The sequence below is a fragment of the Chitinimonas violaceus genome (assembly GCF_052601015.1).
The window spans coordinates 1-14,701 of record NZ_JBQXDJ010000084.1 but is presented as its reverse complement, the minus strand read 5'-3'; the positions used below and the strand labels follow the sequence as shown (position 1 = coordinate 14,701).

Annotated in this window: 14 protein-coding genes; 9 read left to right on the top strand and 5 right to left on the bottom strand. The window is 50.4% G+C overall.

The window, feature by feature from the left end:
• Nucleotides 1-248: hypothetical protein (locus tag ACUHMQ_RS18490; RefSeq protein ID WP_445296935.1), on the top strand; the 248-nt coding region annotated here is incomplete at its 5' end.
• A gap of 92 nt (nt 249-340) precedes the next feature.
• On the opposite strand, the gene ACUHMQ_RS18485 is transcribed toward ACUHMQ_RS18490, so the two are convergent.
• From ACUHMQ_RS18485 to ACUHMQ_RS18475, 3 genes are read right to left on the bottom strand one after another with little or no spacing between them, the layout of a single operon-like run.
• Nucleotides 341-1,036, bottom strand: coding sequence for an MORN repeat-containing protein (locus ACUHMQ_RS18485; RefSeq protein ID WP_445296934.1), 696 nt, complete (start codon nt 1,034-1,036; stop codon nt 341-343).
• A complete protein-coding gene (locus ACUHMQ_RS18480; RefSeq protein WP_445296933.1) occupies nt 1,033-3,903 on the bottom strand; it encodes a YjbH domain-containing protein in 2,871 nt (956 codons plus the stop codon). Before ACUHMQ_RS18480 ends, ACUHMQ_RS18485 begins: the two co-directional genes overlap by 4 nt.
• 39 nt (nt 3,904-3,942) lie before the next feature.
• The gene (locus ACUHMQ_RS18475; protein WP_445296932.1) at nt 3,943-4,185 is read right to left on the bottom strand and encodes a hypothetical protein; all 243 of its coding nucleotides are present in this window, start codon (nt 4,183-4,185) and stop codon (nt 3,943-3,945) included.
• A gap of 328 nt (nt 4,186-4,513) precedes the next feature.
• Between ACUHMQ_RS18475 and ACUHMQ_RS18470 the strand changes: the two genes are divergently transcribed.
• Nucleotides 4,514-5,299, top strand: a complete 786-nt coding sequence (locus ACUHMQ_RS18470; RefSeq protein WP_445296931.1) for an MOSC domain-containing protein — start codon at nt 4,514-4,516, stop codon at nt 5,297-5,299.
• Here ACUHMQ_RS18470 and ACUHMQ_RS18465 read toward each other — a convergent pair.
• Nucleotides 5,285-6,319 carry a YheT family hydrolase gene (locus ACUHMQ_RS18465; RefSeq protein ID WP_445296930.1) on the bottom strand — a complete coding sequence of 345 codons (1,035 nt, stop codon included), beginning with the start codon at nt 6,317-6,319 and terminating at the stop codon, nt 5,285-5,287. The two genes, ACUHMQ_RS18470 and ACUHMQ_RS18465, sit on opposite strands and share 15 nt — an antisense overlap.
• 206 nt (nt 6,320-6,525) lie before the next feature.
• On the opposite strand from ACUHMQ_RS18465, the gene rfbB reads away from it, so the two are divergent.
• The 7 genes from rfbB to ACUHMQ_RS18430 all read left to right on the top strand — a co-directional run bounded on the left by rfbB (nt 6,526) and on the right by ACUHMQ_RS18430 (nt 14,490).
• Nucleotides 6,526-7,593, top strand: a complete 1,068-nt coding sequence (gene rfbB / locus ACUHMQ_RS18460) for a dTDP-glucose 4,6-dehydratase (protein ID WP_445296929.1) — start codon at nt 6,526-6,528, stop codon at nt 7,591-7,593.
• Nucleotides 7,590-8,477, top strand: a complete 888-nt coding sequence (rfbA, locus tag ACUHMQ_RS18455; protein WP_445296928.1) for a glucose-1-phosphate thymidylyltransferase RfbA — start codon at nt 7,590-7,592, stop codon at nt 8,475-8,477. The genes rfbB and rfbA overlap by 4 nt, the downstream gene beginning before the upstream one ends.
• Nucleotides 8,478-8,870: 393 nt before the next feature.
• Entirely contained in the window at nt 8,871-9,533 is a 663-nt protein-coding gene (locus tag ACUHMQ_RS18450; RefSeq protein WP_445296927.1) for an energy transducer TonB, read from the top strand.
• A 37-nt stretch (nt 9,534-9,570) separates the two neighbouring features.
• A complete protein-coding gene (locus tag ACUHMQ_RS18445) occupies nt 9,571-10,311 on the top strand; it encodes a MotA/TolQ/ExbB proton channel family protein (RefSeq protein WP_445296926.1) in 741 nt (246 codons plus the stop codon).
• A 3-nt stretch (nt 10,312-10,314) separates the two neighbouring features.
• On the top strand, nt 10,315-10,737 hold the full coding sequence (locus ACUHMQ_RS18440; protein WP_445296925.1) for an ExbD/TolR family protein: 423 nt from the start codon (nt 10,315-10,317) through the stop codon (nt 10,735-10,737).
• 445 nt (nt 10,738-11,182) lie between these two features.
• Nucleotides 11,183-12,373 (top strand): PepSY-associated TM helix domain-containing protein, encoded by a 1,191-nt coding sequence (locus ACUHMQ_RS18435; protein ID WP_445296924.1) that lies wholly within the window; start codon nt 11,183-11,185, stop codon nt 12,371-12,373.
• A gap of 8 nt (nt 12,374-12,381) precedes the next feature.
• The gene (locus ACUHMQ_RS18430) at nt 12,382-14,490 is read left to right on the top strand and encodes a TonB-dependent siderophore receptor (protein ID WP_445296923.1); all 2,109 of its coding nucleotides are present in this window, start codon (nt 12,382-12,384) and stop codon (nt 14,488-14,490) included.
• On the opposite strand, the gene ACUHMQ_RS18425 is transcribed toward ACUHMQ_RS18430, so the two are convergent.
• The coding region (locus tag ACUHMQ_RS18425; protein ID WP_445296922.1) for a hypothetical protein at nt 14,462-14,701 on the bottom strand (240 nt) is incomplete at its 5' end. The genes ACUHMQ_RS18430 and ACUHMQ_RS18425 overlap by 29 nt on opposite strands.

The following is a 14,701-nucleotide window of genomic DNA, read 5'->3' as shown; positions in this document are numbered from 1 at the left end:
GGCTATGCCGCCAAGGATTGGAAGACGGCCATGAACCAATTCGCTATTCTTTACGCGGATCGGTTTATTCGATCATCCGTGTGAATCTCAAACCCGCCTTGAACACGGAAATCCTGACACCCCCCGGCATTGCCGGTTTTGGACACATTGCCAAGCTGTCCAGAAGCGAGATTCAGCAGGCTGATCTTGCGCTTCATAACGTGCTAGCAGTTAGGTTACTCCTTGGTACTTGCGAGCTGTTTCGATAAAGATTCGCACCTTTATCGAAACGGGTAACCCCACCCTTCGGCGAGATAGAGCAGTCAGATAAAGTTTGAACTTTTCTAGCTAATAGAATTGTTCACTTGTCGCAGAGAGACCAAAGTTCAATTTCTTTTTCGATATTGATAGTTTTTGTAAGATACAGTCCAAATGCCGCAGCTTCTTCAGTTAACTCGACATTTACTAATGAATCTTGTACATTAGTTACCTTACCTGTAAGGAAGGCAGTTTTGGAAATGCCATACTGAGCATTACGACAAACTGTTTGTCCAGGGTGTTTTATAGCCTCGCTATGCAATTGACGTGCTATTTGTTTACGTATCTCCATATAAGTCATACCATAGCGCACATCTCGCCTCCAGTTGCCTGTAAATCTATCCCCATTTGGCCATAGATAGGTTCCGAAGCCTTCTCTGTAGTCGTTTGCATAGCTCCCAGTGTATTGCTGGCTCGCATAAGGACTGAATTTTCCCCAGGTATAAGTGCCTTGGCCATGCCGGTAGCCATCGTAGAATTCCCCGGTATAGATATCACCGGTTTTTGGCCATTGCTTAATACCGTATCCATGCTTCTTTCCGTTGCGGAACTCGCCGTCGTATAAAGCTGTGCCACTGGCGTTGCCTGTGCCATGAGCAAGACCTTTGCTATTACATGGTCCGTTATAAGTAGCCTGAAGTTCTGGGTCGATTACTTTGCATGTAGATGCCCACGTATTCATACTTACGATAAGTAAAGAAATGAGGGCGCCAGATTTGAAATCAGAAAAGTGTGTCATGGTATAGGCCAGGTTAGCTGTAAGGATTGGCCATTAGTTGTGACTGAAGGCTGGTTTTTGCTGCGATTACGATTCCATTCCCACGTATATTTGCCGATAGCTGCACCAAGCAGTGACCCTGCTACGACATCGGACAACCAGTGTTCACGGCTGCGAATTCGCCCATACTGTGTTAGGGCTGGTATCGCATATAGCAAAGGCATATCGTATTCGATTGCAAAGGGTGTAACGACGGCTGTAGCAACTGCTGCATGGCTGGATGGAAAACTATGTTCTGATTGACGTGTAGAGGCACCGTTGAAATTACTATTGCCTTGATTTGCTTGCGGGCGTGCTCTGCCAATCGCCCACTTTCCAGTTTCAGCTGTAAGTCCTGACAAGATACCAGCCTGCATGGCTGCGTAAGCAGTGCTAGAGAGCCGGTCATCGCCTTCATAGGTCGATAATGCACCAGACAATGCGAGCCCCGCCCAGGGTAAAGCATTTCCTAGATCGATGATTTTCTGTGTGCGCTTACTTGGAGCGCTATGTGCTTTACGGTCGATTGATTTGTCCGCAGAACTGGCTATCAGCACTAGACCTAATCCAATGGCTGTCTTATTTATGCCTTCAGCACTGAAGACATCACGTGTACCACGACCTAGTAATCGGAATGAATCTTTAATAGGTTGTTGAAAGAAGAGCGAATTTGGCTTGGGCCGCGCATAGCCATCGTCTAGATCGCCAAAGTCCGTGAGTCCATCATCATGTTCGCGGTTTTGAATATACCGGCTCGCACGTGCATATAAGTCCCCAGGCGAAGCCACCATTTGCCCGACATCACGCGTCCAGGGGCTTAGGCTGTAAGAACCTGTTGCTGTAGTATCTTTTGTCAACATGATGTTGAGTGGGAGAGACAAGAATATGCCTTTATCCCTATATGGACTGTCTGGGCTACCTGGTGACTGAATATCATGGCCATTGGTTACCGTATACCATGCGCCCATTTCCACACCAGACTGGAAGCGTCGTGTTAATTCGAATCGTGCGCCTTCATCTTTTGCTAGAAATCTTCCGGCTCTGATCGTGGCAGTTAGGCCCTGGGTAGGCATGCGGTAATTAAGCGAGGCAATAGCTGAGGTGGTTTCATAGTCTCTAAACTTGAATCCACCTTTGTAGTCACGTTGTTTTAATCTATCTACGGCTAAGTCTAGCGAGAATGGCGCAGATTTAGGCATATACAGTATCTGTCCGCCAGCCCCGCCAAACATTTCCTCATAAATACCTGCACTTGCACGTGCATGTAGGCCGGAGTTCAGGTGGAAATACTGATTAAGTGTCGCTCTGTTGAGTTTGAAGCGGCTACCCTGCTTATACTCTGCTACATCTGAACGAACATGGGGCAGATCACTGTTTGACTTTTGCTTTACATCCGAGACGGTTTCTAATAACGATGCAGTGACACCCATATCCAGCGTAGTTTGCTCAGCAAGTCGTGCAGATACAGATCCGAGTAAATGTAAATCATATTTAAGTACACCGCTTGGATCGTTGAAAAATGTACTGATCTTTGGGGTTACTCGAAAACGGCTTAATGTACCGGTATCCAAGTTAAGTTGTGCGAGTTCACCCGCCGACTCTCCTTGGGTAATACTGGCAACAGACTTTTCCTGATCCAACTCGGCCAAATGACTATCTAGGCTGGCATCAACTGAATCAGTTGGGGATGCATAGTTAATCGAAATAGTTTTAGCTAATGATTCACGAGATAGTGTGCCATTGAAATAATTCGTCAAGGCATTTACATCCATGAACTCATAGGTGAGCATGGGTGTACCAGCTTGGCGTAAAGTAATTTTAAGCTCTCGCACATTGAATGGTGCGTAAGCTGTTGCTAAATGTGCTGCTCGACCCGCAGCTCGGCTTGGTTTGCTTATGCGGGTATTATTGGCATCTATAAGTAGTTGATTGCCCTGCAATACTATTCTGATATCACGGAAGTTTTGTTTTGTTAATGCACGCTGTAGATTTCGGCGATATTTTGGGTCATTTTTCCATTGAGTCTCTGTGGGTCGTACTGGTAATTCTGTTAAAGCTGGAGGCTCGTCAATCTTGGGAATAAACTCTTTTTTGTTTAATGGAATAGATAAATAGGCATTTACTGCTGGTGTGCCATCTTGTAGGCGACTAAGCTGAGCGTTTAGCCATCCCCACTTATATTCTAAGCCAATATTTGCACCTTTATTGCGTTTGGCTACACCTGTCTTTATGGCTTCGAGATCACTCTTATAGTTATTAGCATCGTACTCAGCAACTAGTGCAAAGTTGCTGTCTGGTGTGGGGCGAAATCGTACCCCTGCAAAAGGACCATCAATACGTTTTTTTCCATAACCTGCGGTGAGATCTAATGGTCCAATTTGTTTGCTTGCTGCCAAGTATCTAGAATTAAATATACCTGTACCTTCGAAGTCTTCGATGCCAAATGCAATAGCTGGTAAATATTGGCTTTCAGAATTCAAAAGTACTTTAGCGGAGAATGCTTTATCACCATAGTCGCCATAATCTTTATTACCAGCGAATCCTTCAATACCTTGAATGCGGGTAAATCGCCCACTGGCTTCTAGCCAGGGTACAAGGGCAACACTACTCCAGAATGCACTATAGGGACTTTGTACATTAACGCCAGTGCGCCAGCTACCGTCCTCTGATATACGTCCATCTGGCATTTGAATTAGTCCATTTTGTGCATTTAGGTTGCTGCCAGCGTAGGTAAATGAACTGGTGAGCAGAAAAGTAAGGAATAACTTAGGTTTGCGATTAATGGACACGGGATTGGACGTAACAAGGAAAATATTTTTGAATAGATAAAAATAGAAATAGCCACACATTTGGGTGGCTATTTCGTTTACTTACAACAACAGCAGAGCTTAGTGATGCGTGCTGGTGTGATGTACAGCAGGTGTGTCATCTGATGAGGATGTCACTGCGATTGCAGCTGCAGCGGCAACCCCAGCAGCAACGGCTGCAGTGGTTGCAGTTGCTGCACTGGCTGCGCCAGCACCAGCGCCAGCAGCTGAGCCACCAGCAGATGCTGAAGCAGCTTCTTCAGCAGCTTGAGCAGAGAACATCGACAGGGCAGCAACAGCGGCCAGAATCATTTTTAACTTCATTGGTTTCCTCACTTTCAGTTTCAATTTGGAGGGCTTGTACAACTATCCCGCTCTGATGGTACTTGTCGATTCAGTGGATGGCAACTAGAAATCTCCCTTGTGACTTGTTGTGTAGTCCCTACTAAGTCTTTGATTCTAAATGTACAAATTCTGGATATATATGGTAACTGTTTGATTTTAAATGAGTGTTTTGAATTTCAGCTGGTGCGTGTATGAGAGTGGCGTTGCTTAAGGTTTCGGATAGACCCGGAGCGGGACGCTGGCCTAATGGGATTAACTATTTAATAATTATAGGCTTTCCGTTCCGTCGCATACATGTGGGGTATCTATGCAACTTGCTGAGATCTATGTTCATCCTCTTAAGTCATGCCGAGGCAATATGCCTAGCAGTGCGGTGCTTGAAGAGATGGGCCTGGAGCATGATCGACGCTGGATGTTGGTGGATGCTGATGGAAAGTTCATTACCGGGCGGCAGTACCCAAAGCTTGTTTTGATTGAGGTGGCTGCAGATAGTAATGGTGCAATTTTTCGTGCTCCATGCATCGAGGCCCTGCGTGTAGATCATGTGGAAATGGTTGAGACTATCCCTGTTGTGGTTTGGCGAAGTGCTTTTGATGCCAGAACAGGAAGTTGGGATGCTGATTTCTGGTTCTCAGATTTTCTAGGTTTTGCTTGCCGTTTGGTGTACGTGGGGTCGGATACGAGCCGCCGTACTACGGCTGATCCTACCGTGCCAGTAGGCTTTGCGGATGGCTACCCTTTACTTTTGATCGGTAGTGCTTCATTGACTGATTTGAATGCTCGATTAAATCAGCCGGTGTCCATGCGCCATTTCCGTCCGAATTTGGTTGTACAAACAGAGTCTGCCTATATGGAGGATGATTGGCGGCGCATTTGCATTGGTGAGGTGATTTTTGAGAACGTAAAGCCTTGTACACGCTGCATCTTTACGACAGTAGATCCGGACAGTGCGACCTTGCATGCAGAACGGCAGCCGCTCGAAATGCTGAACACTTACCGGCGTACCGAAGCTGGTACGGTGTTTGGGATAAACCTAGTGGCGCGTGGTAAAGGAGTATTGCATCTTGGTGATGCAGTTTCAGTCTTGGATTGACTGAGGGAGGAGGGACGATGTGTCTGTCGAGTGAGCATTGCTGGCAAAGTAAGCCAGCAAGCATCGAGGTAGCCAGTCTATCCGCCCGGGAAATGGTCCTTCTACAAAGCCGACATGACCTCCTCTTTCGGGTTGAAGCAGCGTAACAGTGGAGCTTACATCTGCAGCATTGGGTAAAGCGCTAGCGGGTAGAAATGGGTCGTTGCGCGCATTGATGACAAGGGTTGGAATTCTGATCTGCTTCAACTGAGGTTTTGCACTGGCTTGTGTCCAGTAGTCATCTACGCCTTTGAAGCCATGCAAAGGAGCTGTGACCTTAGTGTCGAACTGTTTGAAGGTGGTTGCTGCGGCAATTTCAGCAGGTGAAACATTAAGAAAGGCGAGTTCAGCCTCAAAGGTAGAGAGTTTCGCCAATGTCTTCCGCCGCAAGGAGCGCATAAACTCACGTGTGTAGATAGCCTTGTTTAAGCCACTATCCAGCACTTTGCTCGCTGCAATTAAGTCCAGTGGTGCAGAAATAACGGCTGCGCGTTGCAAAATGTCATCCGCAGCCTGGCCTTGTTCTCCCAGCCATTTCGCCAGTGCATTCCCACCTAATGACACGCCCGCTGCAAATATCGGGCCGTTATGACTTTCCCGGAAGCGTTTGAGTATCCAATCAATTTCCCCTGAGTCACCGGCATGGTAGGCACGAGGTTTGCGGTTTGGATGGCCGCCACATCCTCGAAAGTGGGCTACCGCAGCCTGCCACTTGCGTTCTGCGGCGGTATGCATCAGGGCGCTGGCGTAGTGGCTGGCTGAGCTACCTTCTAGGCCATGAAAGTGGATCAGTAATGGAGCGTTATCGTTAGCGGGCGCAGCCAGCCAGTCGATTGCAATTTCGTCGCCATCCGGCGCGTTCCATATCTCACGCCGGTAAGCAGGCGGAGGACGTTTCAGCGCCAATGCTGGATATACAGTATCACTGTGTGGGCCGAACAGCCAACGTGCAGGACGGTATGTGGGGAGATGGGCTGACATATCAGTATTCTAGCCCTGGTTGATGCCGGTTTCTTTGCAATTAATGGCATTCGGTTGGGTGGCTTCTCTCCTTGCAAGGGGCGGATTTGCGTGAACTGAATAGAAGGATCGAGGTTGTACATTTCATTGGTGAGCTGGGCATAAATGTTTGAGCTAGGTATCCTTGAGTTATCTGGATTTGATGTATTTGGACAAAGGTTTGATAGATGACCCTATTGGTGACCGGCGGTGCCGGATTTATTGGCGGTAATTTTGTTTTGGACTGGCTTGCGAGCGCGGATGAGCCCGTCGTGAATCTGGATAAGCTGACATATGCCGGTAATTTGGATAGCTTAAGAAGCTTGCAAGGTGATGCCCGGCATATCTTTGTGCAAGGTGACATTGGCGACCGTGCTTTGTTGGGCGAGTTGTTGGCGAAATATCAGCCGCGGGCGATTATCAACTTTGCGGCTGAATCACATGTGGACCGTTCAATCCATGGGCCGGGTGATTTTGTACAGACTAATGTTGTTGGTACGTTCAATCTGTTAGAGGCAGCTAGGGCGTATTGGTCTGAGCTGAAGGATGATGCTAAGCGCTCATTCCGTTTCTTGCATGTATCTACGGATGAAGTCTACGGTACGCTGTCTGAGTCTGATCCGCCATTCGCAGAGACTAATCGTTATGAGCCGAATAGTCCGTATTCGGCGAGTAAGGCGGCCAGTGACCATCTGGTGCGTGCTTGGCACCATACGTATGGTTTGCCGGTGCTGACGACCAACTGCAGCAATAACTATGGTCCTTATCACTTTCCCGAAAAACTCATTCCCCTGGTGTTGCTTAATGCGTTGAAGGGGAAGCCGTTGCCAATTTATGGTGATGGCCAGCAGATTCGGGATTGGCTCTATGTGAAAGATCATTGCAGTGCAATCCGTAGAGTGCTGGAAGCTGGCCAGCTTGGTGAAACGTATAACGTGGGTGGTTGGAACGAAAAGGCGAATCTGGACGTGGTGAAAACGATCTGTGCCTTGCTTGATGAACTTCAGCCACGTGCCGATGGCCAGTCGTATGCAGATCAAATCACGTTTGTACAGGATCGCCCCGGCCATGATCGCCGTTACGCGATTGATGCTCGGAAGTTGGAAGTTGACCTTGGATGGAGGCCTGCTGAAACATTCGATAGCGGTATCCGTAAGACGGTAGCTTGGTATTTGGCCAATCAGGATTGGGTCGAGAATGTAACCAGCGGCGCATATCGTGAATGGGTGGCAACGCAGTATGGAGCCAAGACATGAGCACGCGTAAAGGTATTATTCTGGCGGGTGGCTCAGGGACAAGGCTTTATCCAGCCACTATCTCGGTGAGCAAGCAGCTTCTACCTATTTACGACAAGCCGATGATTTACTACCCGCTCAGTACTTTGATGCTAGCGGGGATTCGTGACATCTTGATCATATCGACACCGCAAGATACGCCACGTTTTGAACAGTTGCTGGGTGATGGCAAACAATGGGGCTTGAATCTGCAGTATGCGGTTCAGCCCAGTCCGGATGGGTTGGCCCAAGCGTTCATCATCGGTGAGCAGTTCATCGGTAAGGACGATGTGGCCTTGGTGTTGGGCGATAACATTTTCTACGGGCACGACTTTGCTCATTTGCTTCATTCCGCGGCAGCTAAAACGAGTGGGGCGAGTGTATTTGCCTATCGAGTCCACGATCCTGAGCGCTACGGCGTGGTTACCTTTGATACCGACGGCCGTGCTGTCAGCATCGAAGAGAAGCCGGCTCAACCGAAGTCGAACTATGCTGTGACGGGTCTTTATTTTTACGACAATCGTGTGGTGGAAATTGCGAAAGGCATCAAACCATCCGCTCGTGGCGAGCTGGAAATTACCGATGTGAATGCGGTGTACCTTGCGCGAGGAGAGCTGGCAGTGCAGACGATGGGGCGTGGTTATGCTTGGCTCGATACCGGTACGCACGAGTCGATGCTTGAGGCCAGCCACTTTATCCAGACTATCGAGAGTCGTCAGGGCCTCAAGGTTTGCTGTCCGGAGGAGATTGCTTATCGGCAGGGTTGGGTTGATGCTGCCCAGCTGGAGCAACTTGCACAGCCTCTGAAGAAGACAGGTTACGGCCAGTATTTGTTGAGTGTCTTGAAAGAGCGCTTGGTGAACTGAGTGAGTGTTTGCTTCACGATTGAATGGCTGGTAGCCGCGAGCGTAATACCAGCCGTTTTTATTGGTAGATAATGGTTCGAACTTGTTAACGACCTGTGTCGAGCCGTATATGAGTCCTGCACGATCGTGCAAGTAGACGCTTTAAGCCTGTTTACGATCTTACTGCGCAGCTGCGATCAGGGTTTATGTGCTGCTCGAAATCTCATGTACCTAAGTACATTCCCGGTTTCTGTGCTGCTCTGGCCTTGCTGAAGCCGCTTATGACGGATAGTAAGTAAGCACTTAGAGGGGATTGCCGCAGCGTAGTTTTTTCTTGGCGAGTATATTCATCGAGTACTATAATGAGAATTATTCTCATGAATATTTTCATTAAGATGTGTTCGGCAATACGCCATGCCACTACCCCTAAAGCCTCCTCGAGGGGCAATTCCATTGCTGATTGTTTGTGGTGCTCACATGGTCTGCTTGGGGGCGTTGATACTGGGGAGTGACCAGGCAGCGTTGCCACGCATGACGCAGGAAGTGATCAGTGTGGCTGTGTTGTCGCCGCAATCGTTGCCCCAAATCATACCGTCTACTGAGTCTGTGCCAGTTTCCCCGAAGTTTCGTCAGCAAACTGCCAAGTTACCGTCGATTCCTGCGCATTCGGCTCAAGGTGATCAACCTGCGCCTGCCGTAGTACTTAATGAGCAGCCTACCGAGTTACAGCCATCTCTTCCGGTCAACATGGATATGGTCAAAGCAGTGATGCCGATTTTACCGGTGGCCGTGGTCCCTCCTCGTAGTGATGCATCGCACTTGAACAATCCTGCACCGGTCTATCCGGCGCTGTCACGTAAATTGGGTGAGCAGGGCCGTGTGTTGCTGTCGATTCATGTGTTGGCGGATGGATCGGTAGGTGAGATCCAACTTAAGCAATCGAGTGGTTTTAGTCGTCTTGATGAGGTGGCGTTGGTCACAGTAAAGCGTTGGAAGTTTGTGCCTGCCAGGCAAGGGGATACCTCAATCGCCTATTGGTATACGCAGCCTATGAATTTCACCCTTGATGGAGCCTGAAGCTCGGCATCCTTGGGGATCTTGGAGAAACAACACAATGGAACGACATTTTAGTCTGATGGGCATGTGGGCTCAGGGTGATGCGGTGACCCGTGGCGTTGCGATCGTGCTGTTGCTGATGTCGATTGCTTCCTGGTATGTCATTGTGACCCGAGTAATGGGCCAGGTACGGCAACGCCGTATGGCACAGATGGCGACCACCGAGTTCTGGCATGCCCAATCTTTCAGCCAGGGGCTGCAGCTTCTAGAGGGGGCGCGTGAGGTGAACCCATTTCGCCACTTGGCTGAAGAGGGGCGGGATGCCGTGGCGCATCACCGCGAGAGCCAGGGGGATCTGCACGGTCAGCTCACGTTGAGCGATTGGGTAACAAGCTGCCTGAAGCGAGCGATAGACGAATCGGTCGAGCGCATGCAATCGGGACTCTCTGTATTGGCATCCGTCGGTGCAACGGCTCCCTTTGTGGGGTTGCTCGGTACCGTGTGGGGTATCTTCCATGCGCTGATCAGCATCGGGTTTACTGGGCAGGCGAGTATCGACCAAGTGGCGGGCCCGGTAGGCGAGTCGTTGGTAATGACAGCTTTTGGTCTTGTTGTCGCTATCCCTGCCGTATTGGGATACAACACGCTCACACGCGGCAACAACGCCCTGCTGGGCCGAATCAATCGCTTTGCTCACGACTTACACGCCTACTTTGTTACTGGGGCACCCGTTGTACGGGCAGAGGCTGGTGGCAAACCGGTACTCACATCCGTCAAGACAACCCGACAAGGAAGCTGAGCCATGGCTCTTGGCGGAGGTAGTTTTGACAACCCGGCAGGTAATGGAGTGATGAGTGAAATCAACATGACGCCATTGGTGGACGTCATGCTGGTGCTCTTAATCATATTCATTCTGACTGTGCCGGTGATGACGCATTCAGTGAAGCTCGATTTGCCCAAGGCAAAAAATGCGGCAAATGAAATCAAACCACAAACGGTGAACCTCGCTATCACGCAAGATGGCACCTTGTATTGGAACGACACGGTACTTGGCGCAGAAGCGTATGCCGGCCGCTTGGCTGAGCTGGCTGCACAACAACCCCAGCCGGAATTGCATATCCGTGCAGATCGTAAGGTTGAGTATGAACATGTGGCCCGTGCCATGGCCGCAGCGCAGCGCGCGGGTATTCATAAGTTGGGTTTTGTAACCGAGCCAGGACAATAGCCGTGTTTATTGCGTTGATTCTGGTGGTGGGGGTGGTTGTAGGCGTTGCTTGCCTCGCGGTGTCGATGCCGCCTTGTATGCGTTGCCGTCAACGAGGAAAGTGTACCCAGGCTCCGCTGTGCCAAGGCGACTCTGTATCGCGTTCAAAGCGCTTTTTTGTTATTAACAAGGGCTAGCTGACTTTTTAAAATTTGACACTGCATCGGTATGAATACCTGCCACCTTATGTGTGGCATCTCGCTGCAGATCTTTTCCAATCTAGTCTTCAACTGGGTAAGAAAGTACAGCACGATAGGGAGCAACCTGATTTGCTAACTGTCTAACTAGTCAGTGGGCAAACCCTTAAGCTGCTCTTTCTTGTTCATCAAGCACTTCGATATTCTTCCTTTCTGTTTATTGTCCCTGAATGTTCCGGCGTTTTCTTTCTGGTGAAATTCGGCCTGCTTTGGCTTGGTTGCACCGTTATCTTGGCTTGCTATTGGCGGGTTTTCTTTGCGTGGCGGGAATAACCGGGGCAATGCTGGTCTTCCACCATGAGCTCGATGCCGCACTCAATCCAACCTGGTTTCGGGTAGTGCAGCGTAATCCGATACGGTTAGATACTGACGCATTGGCTAAAGCGGTTGTGGCACACCTTCCGGGTAGTCGGGCAGACCTGATTTATCTCGATGCAAAGCCGGGAGAATCAGTCCGGGTTCGGGTCAAATCAATAGACCGTGAAGGCAGGCCTATCGTTAGGGAGGCATTTCTCGAGCCCTATGATGGACGACTGCTTGGAGTCCGGAACGAAGGCGTGTTCAGGTTGGACAGGGTACATCTGATGCCCACTATGTTTCGTCTGCACCAGCAACTGTTCATTGCCCCACCCTGGGGTAAGTGGATTACAGGTTCAGTAGCATTGTTTTGGCTATTGCACAGCGTGACAGGTTTTTATCTCACCTTGCCTCGCAACCGACCGTTTTGGACGCGCTGGCGGCCGGCATGGTTGCTTAAGCGTGGCGCGAGTCGAGCGCGGTTGGAGATGGATCTGCACCGGGCCAGTGGTCTGTGGTGCTGGGCCTTGATGATCGTACTGGCGTTTAGCGCGGTGTACCTGAATCTGCGCAAAGAAGTATTTATCCCTGCGATTTCCTTGTTATCAGTACCTACCCCACCGGTCATTGAACAGGCCGGTAAGCGAGTGACAGTGCCTACCCCATCTCTTACTTATAACCAGGCTATTGTGGCTGGACGGGCCCAATTGCCGCAGGCTGCGGCGCACTATGGGTTGCGCTATGTACAGTACCTACCCGAAATAGGCGCTTACCGTCTCGCGTTTGAAGACACGGCGGTGGGGGGCAGTGCTGCGGCAGTCCGATTTGAACAGCTATTGGTCGATGCAAGCAGTGGTGTCATTTTGGCTACGCGTAGTTACGACCGTGGTACCGCTGCCGACCGCCTGATGGCATGCCAATTTCCCTTGCATAGCGGTCAAGCCTTAGGCTGGTTCGGGCGGATCCTGATTTTGCTAGCAGGGTTGTTGCTCACATTACTGACGTTAACTGGTTTCCTGATCTGGTTGCGTAAGCATCGGGTAGCTAACCGGCTTCCTCGCGCTGTTCCTCTTTTGCGCCATTCGCGCGTGTTTCCTCGTTGAGCTCCATCATGATTTATCCCCCCCGATTTTTATCCAAGCCGCTGTTATTGGCCTTATGTGTAAGCGGAACATTTTCCGACGCCATTGCTGCTGCTACAGATCAGTTACCTACCATCAGCGTTGTCGGTAGCCGCGAGAAGGCATTTACCACCAATGCAGTACAGCTGGGCGCCTTTCGTGACCAGACAGGTCTGGATACTCCGCTGACTGTCCAAGTGGTCACCCGTGAACTGCTGGACGCCCAGGCATCCACGACCCTGTTCGATGCGTTAAAGAACACGGCTGGTGTCAGCCGAGCACAGATTGGTGGTGGGGTGTATGACAATCTCTCCATTCGCGGCATTGGGGCGGAGAATCGCGCCAACTATCGCCTCAATGGTGCATTGCCAGTAGTCAACCTGATTGAAATGCCGCTGGAAAACAAGGCACGTGTCGAGGCACTCAAGGGCGTATCTGCGCTTTACTACGGTTTTGTGTCTCCTTCCGGCATCGTCAACATGGTGACAAACCGGGCTGGCAACACACCGGTCACTTCTGTGGAAGTCCGTGCTGATCACAAGGGAAGCCGAAATATACATGGCGATCTGGCTCGCCGTTTTGGTGACCGTCAGCAGTTCGGTGCCCGCTTCAATCTCTCGGCAGGTGAGGTTGCCTTAGGTGCGCCGGGCTATGAGGGTGAGCGTTATTTCGCCTCGGCTGCGCTGGATTGGCGTGCTACCGATATGTTGTCGTTCAAACTCGATCTGGAACAGATCAAAAAGGATGTGCCGGAGCCAATGGCGATTGTTGTCCCTACTGCAGTCAACGGTCGGATAACGCTGCCAAGTCCGCCTAATCCCGATTTGGCCTATACCAATCCCGATTGGCAACATACCGATGCCAGGGCAGACCATGTGCTACTACGCAGCGACCTGCGGATTAATGACCGATGGGCTGCGACGCTGGAAGCTGGCCGTGCCGAGACGAAGCGGGAAAGAGTGTCCAGCCAATTCCAGAAGTACGATCTGGCAACGGGTGAAGGTGAGATGCAGGCTTTCTTGCAGTACGGCCAAGCTTACAGCAATGACAACCTTCGGTTGGAGTTGGCTGGGATGGTTGATACCGGCCCCATCAGCCATGAACTGACGCTGGGTTACACCGCCAACAAGCGGTTTCAGGCCGGCCCTGTTGGCAGCAGTGTGACGATGGGGCAGAACCTCTATACCCCGCGCGCCATCGCTTGGCGCAATGTCACTGCCCCAACGGTATTCAACCCTTCCACAATTACCGATAAGGGCGGCTATTTGCTTGATCGCTTGCGTTTACCTGGGGATTTGCAGCTGTTGGCAGGGTTACGTTATAGCGACTACGAGAACCGGGCTGTTGAAGGTGCGACAGGCAAAGTCACGACCTATTCGACCAATGACGTCAGCTCGTCGCTTGGGTTGATCTGGTCGGTACAACCCAAGCTCAGCCTCTACACCAGTTATATCGAGGGCTTGGAGGAAGGTGGGACCGCGCCTGGTAATGCGGTCAACGCTGGGGAGATTCTGAAACCTGCTTTGAGTAAGCAGGCCGAGGTTGGCATTAAGGGTGATTTTGCCAACTGGCAGTTTGCTGCTGCGGTATTCAATATTGATCGCACCCAGGCATATACCAACGCACAGAATGTCTATGCCCTGGATGGTTTGGCGCGGTACCGTGGTGTTGAAGCCTCGTTGGCAGGAGAAGTCTTGCCACGTACGGCACTCTATGCAACAGCGATGTTGCTGGATGCCAAGCAACGCCAAGCTGCCGATGCCAGACAGATTGGAAAGCGGCCGGAAAACTCATCACAAAAGGCAGTCAGTCTGTTTATCGAGCACAAACTGCTTGCTGTGACAGGACTGGCGATCAATACAGGCGTCTATTACACCGGTAATCGGGCTGTTAATGCCCTTAATCAGGCATATATTCCAGGCGTGACATTACTCAATGCAGGTGCAAGTTATCGCACTAAGCTGATGGGGAATGAAACCACGTTGCGTTTGAATATTGAGAATCTGGCGAATAAACGTTATTGGGCTGCGACGGGTAAAGGAACCTTGGGCGTAAGCGAGTCACGTACAGTCAAGCTCGCAATGAAGACATCATTCTGATGATGTGAATCTTCATTGAAGGGGTAGTCACCTTAATGTAGAAGTTCAGACTTGATTTGACAGTTGCCTGTTTTGACGGTGCCGGACTGTCATACATGGACGCCCCCGTTTGCCAAGCGATCTTTTCTGTTGCACCAAGAACAAGGTTGGGATTGCAGCCATACATCCGGACTTTTGGTGAAGCCTTCGCCTCTGTCCCTGATGGAATATG

Excerpts from the sequence above, each read along its gene's own strand:
- ACUHMQ_RS18480 (WP_445296933.1), bottom strand. The coding sequence starts at position 3,903 with ATGTGTGGCTATTTCTATTTTTATCTATTCAAAAATATTTTCCTTGTT.
- rfbB (WP_445296929.1), top strand. The coding sequence starts at position 6,526 with ATGACCCTATTGGTGACCGGCGGTGCCGGATTTATTGGCGGTAATTTT.
- ACUHMQ_RS18475 (WP_445296932.1), bottom strand. The coding sequence starts at position 4,185 with ATGAAGTTAAAAATGATTCTGGCCGCTGTTGCTGCCCTGTCGATGTTC.
- ACUHMQ_RS18470 (WP_445296931.1), top strand. The coding sequence starts at position 4,514 with ATGCAACTTGCTGAGATCTATGTTCATCCTCTTAAGTCATGCCGAGGC.
- ACUHMQ_RS18465 (WP_445296930.1), bottom strand. The coding sequence starts at position 6,319 with ATGTCAGCCCATCTCCCCACATACCGTCCTGCACGTTGGCTGTTCGGC.
- ACUHMQ_RS18450 (WP_445296927.1), top strand. The coding sequence starts at position 8,871 with ATGCCACTACCCCTAAAGCCTCCTCGAGGGGCAATTCCATTGCTGATT.
- rfbA (WP_445296928.1), top strand. The coding sequence starts at position 7,590 with ATGAGCACGCGTAAAGGTATTATTCTGGCGGGTGGCTCAGGGACAAGG.
- ACUHMQ_RS18445 (WP_445296926.1), top strand. The coding sequence starts at position 9,571 with ATGGAACGACATTTTAGTCTGATGGGCATGTGGGCTCAGGGTGATGCG.
- ACUHMQ_RS18440 (WP_445296925.1), top strand. The coding sequence starts at position 10,315 with ATGGCTCTTGGCGGAGGTAGTTTTGACAACCCGGCAGGTAATGGAGTG.
- ACUHMQ_RS18430 (WP_445296923.1), top strand. The coding sequence starts at position 12,382 with ATGATTTATCCCCCCCGATTTTTATCCAAGCCGCTGTTATTGGCCTTA.
- ACUHMQ_RS18485 (WP_445296934.1), bottom strand. The coding sequence starts at position 1,036 with ATGACACACTTTTCTGATTTCAAATCTGGCGCCCTCATTTCTTTACTT.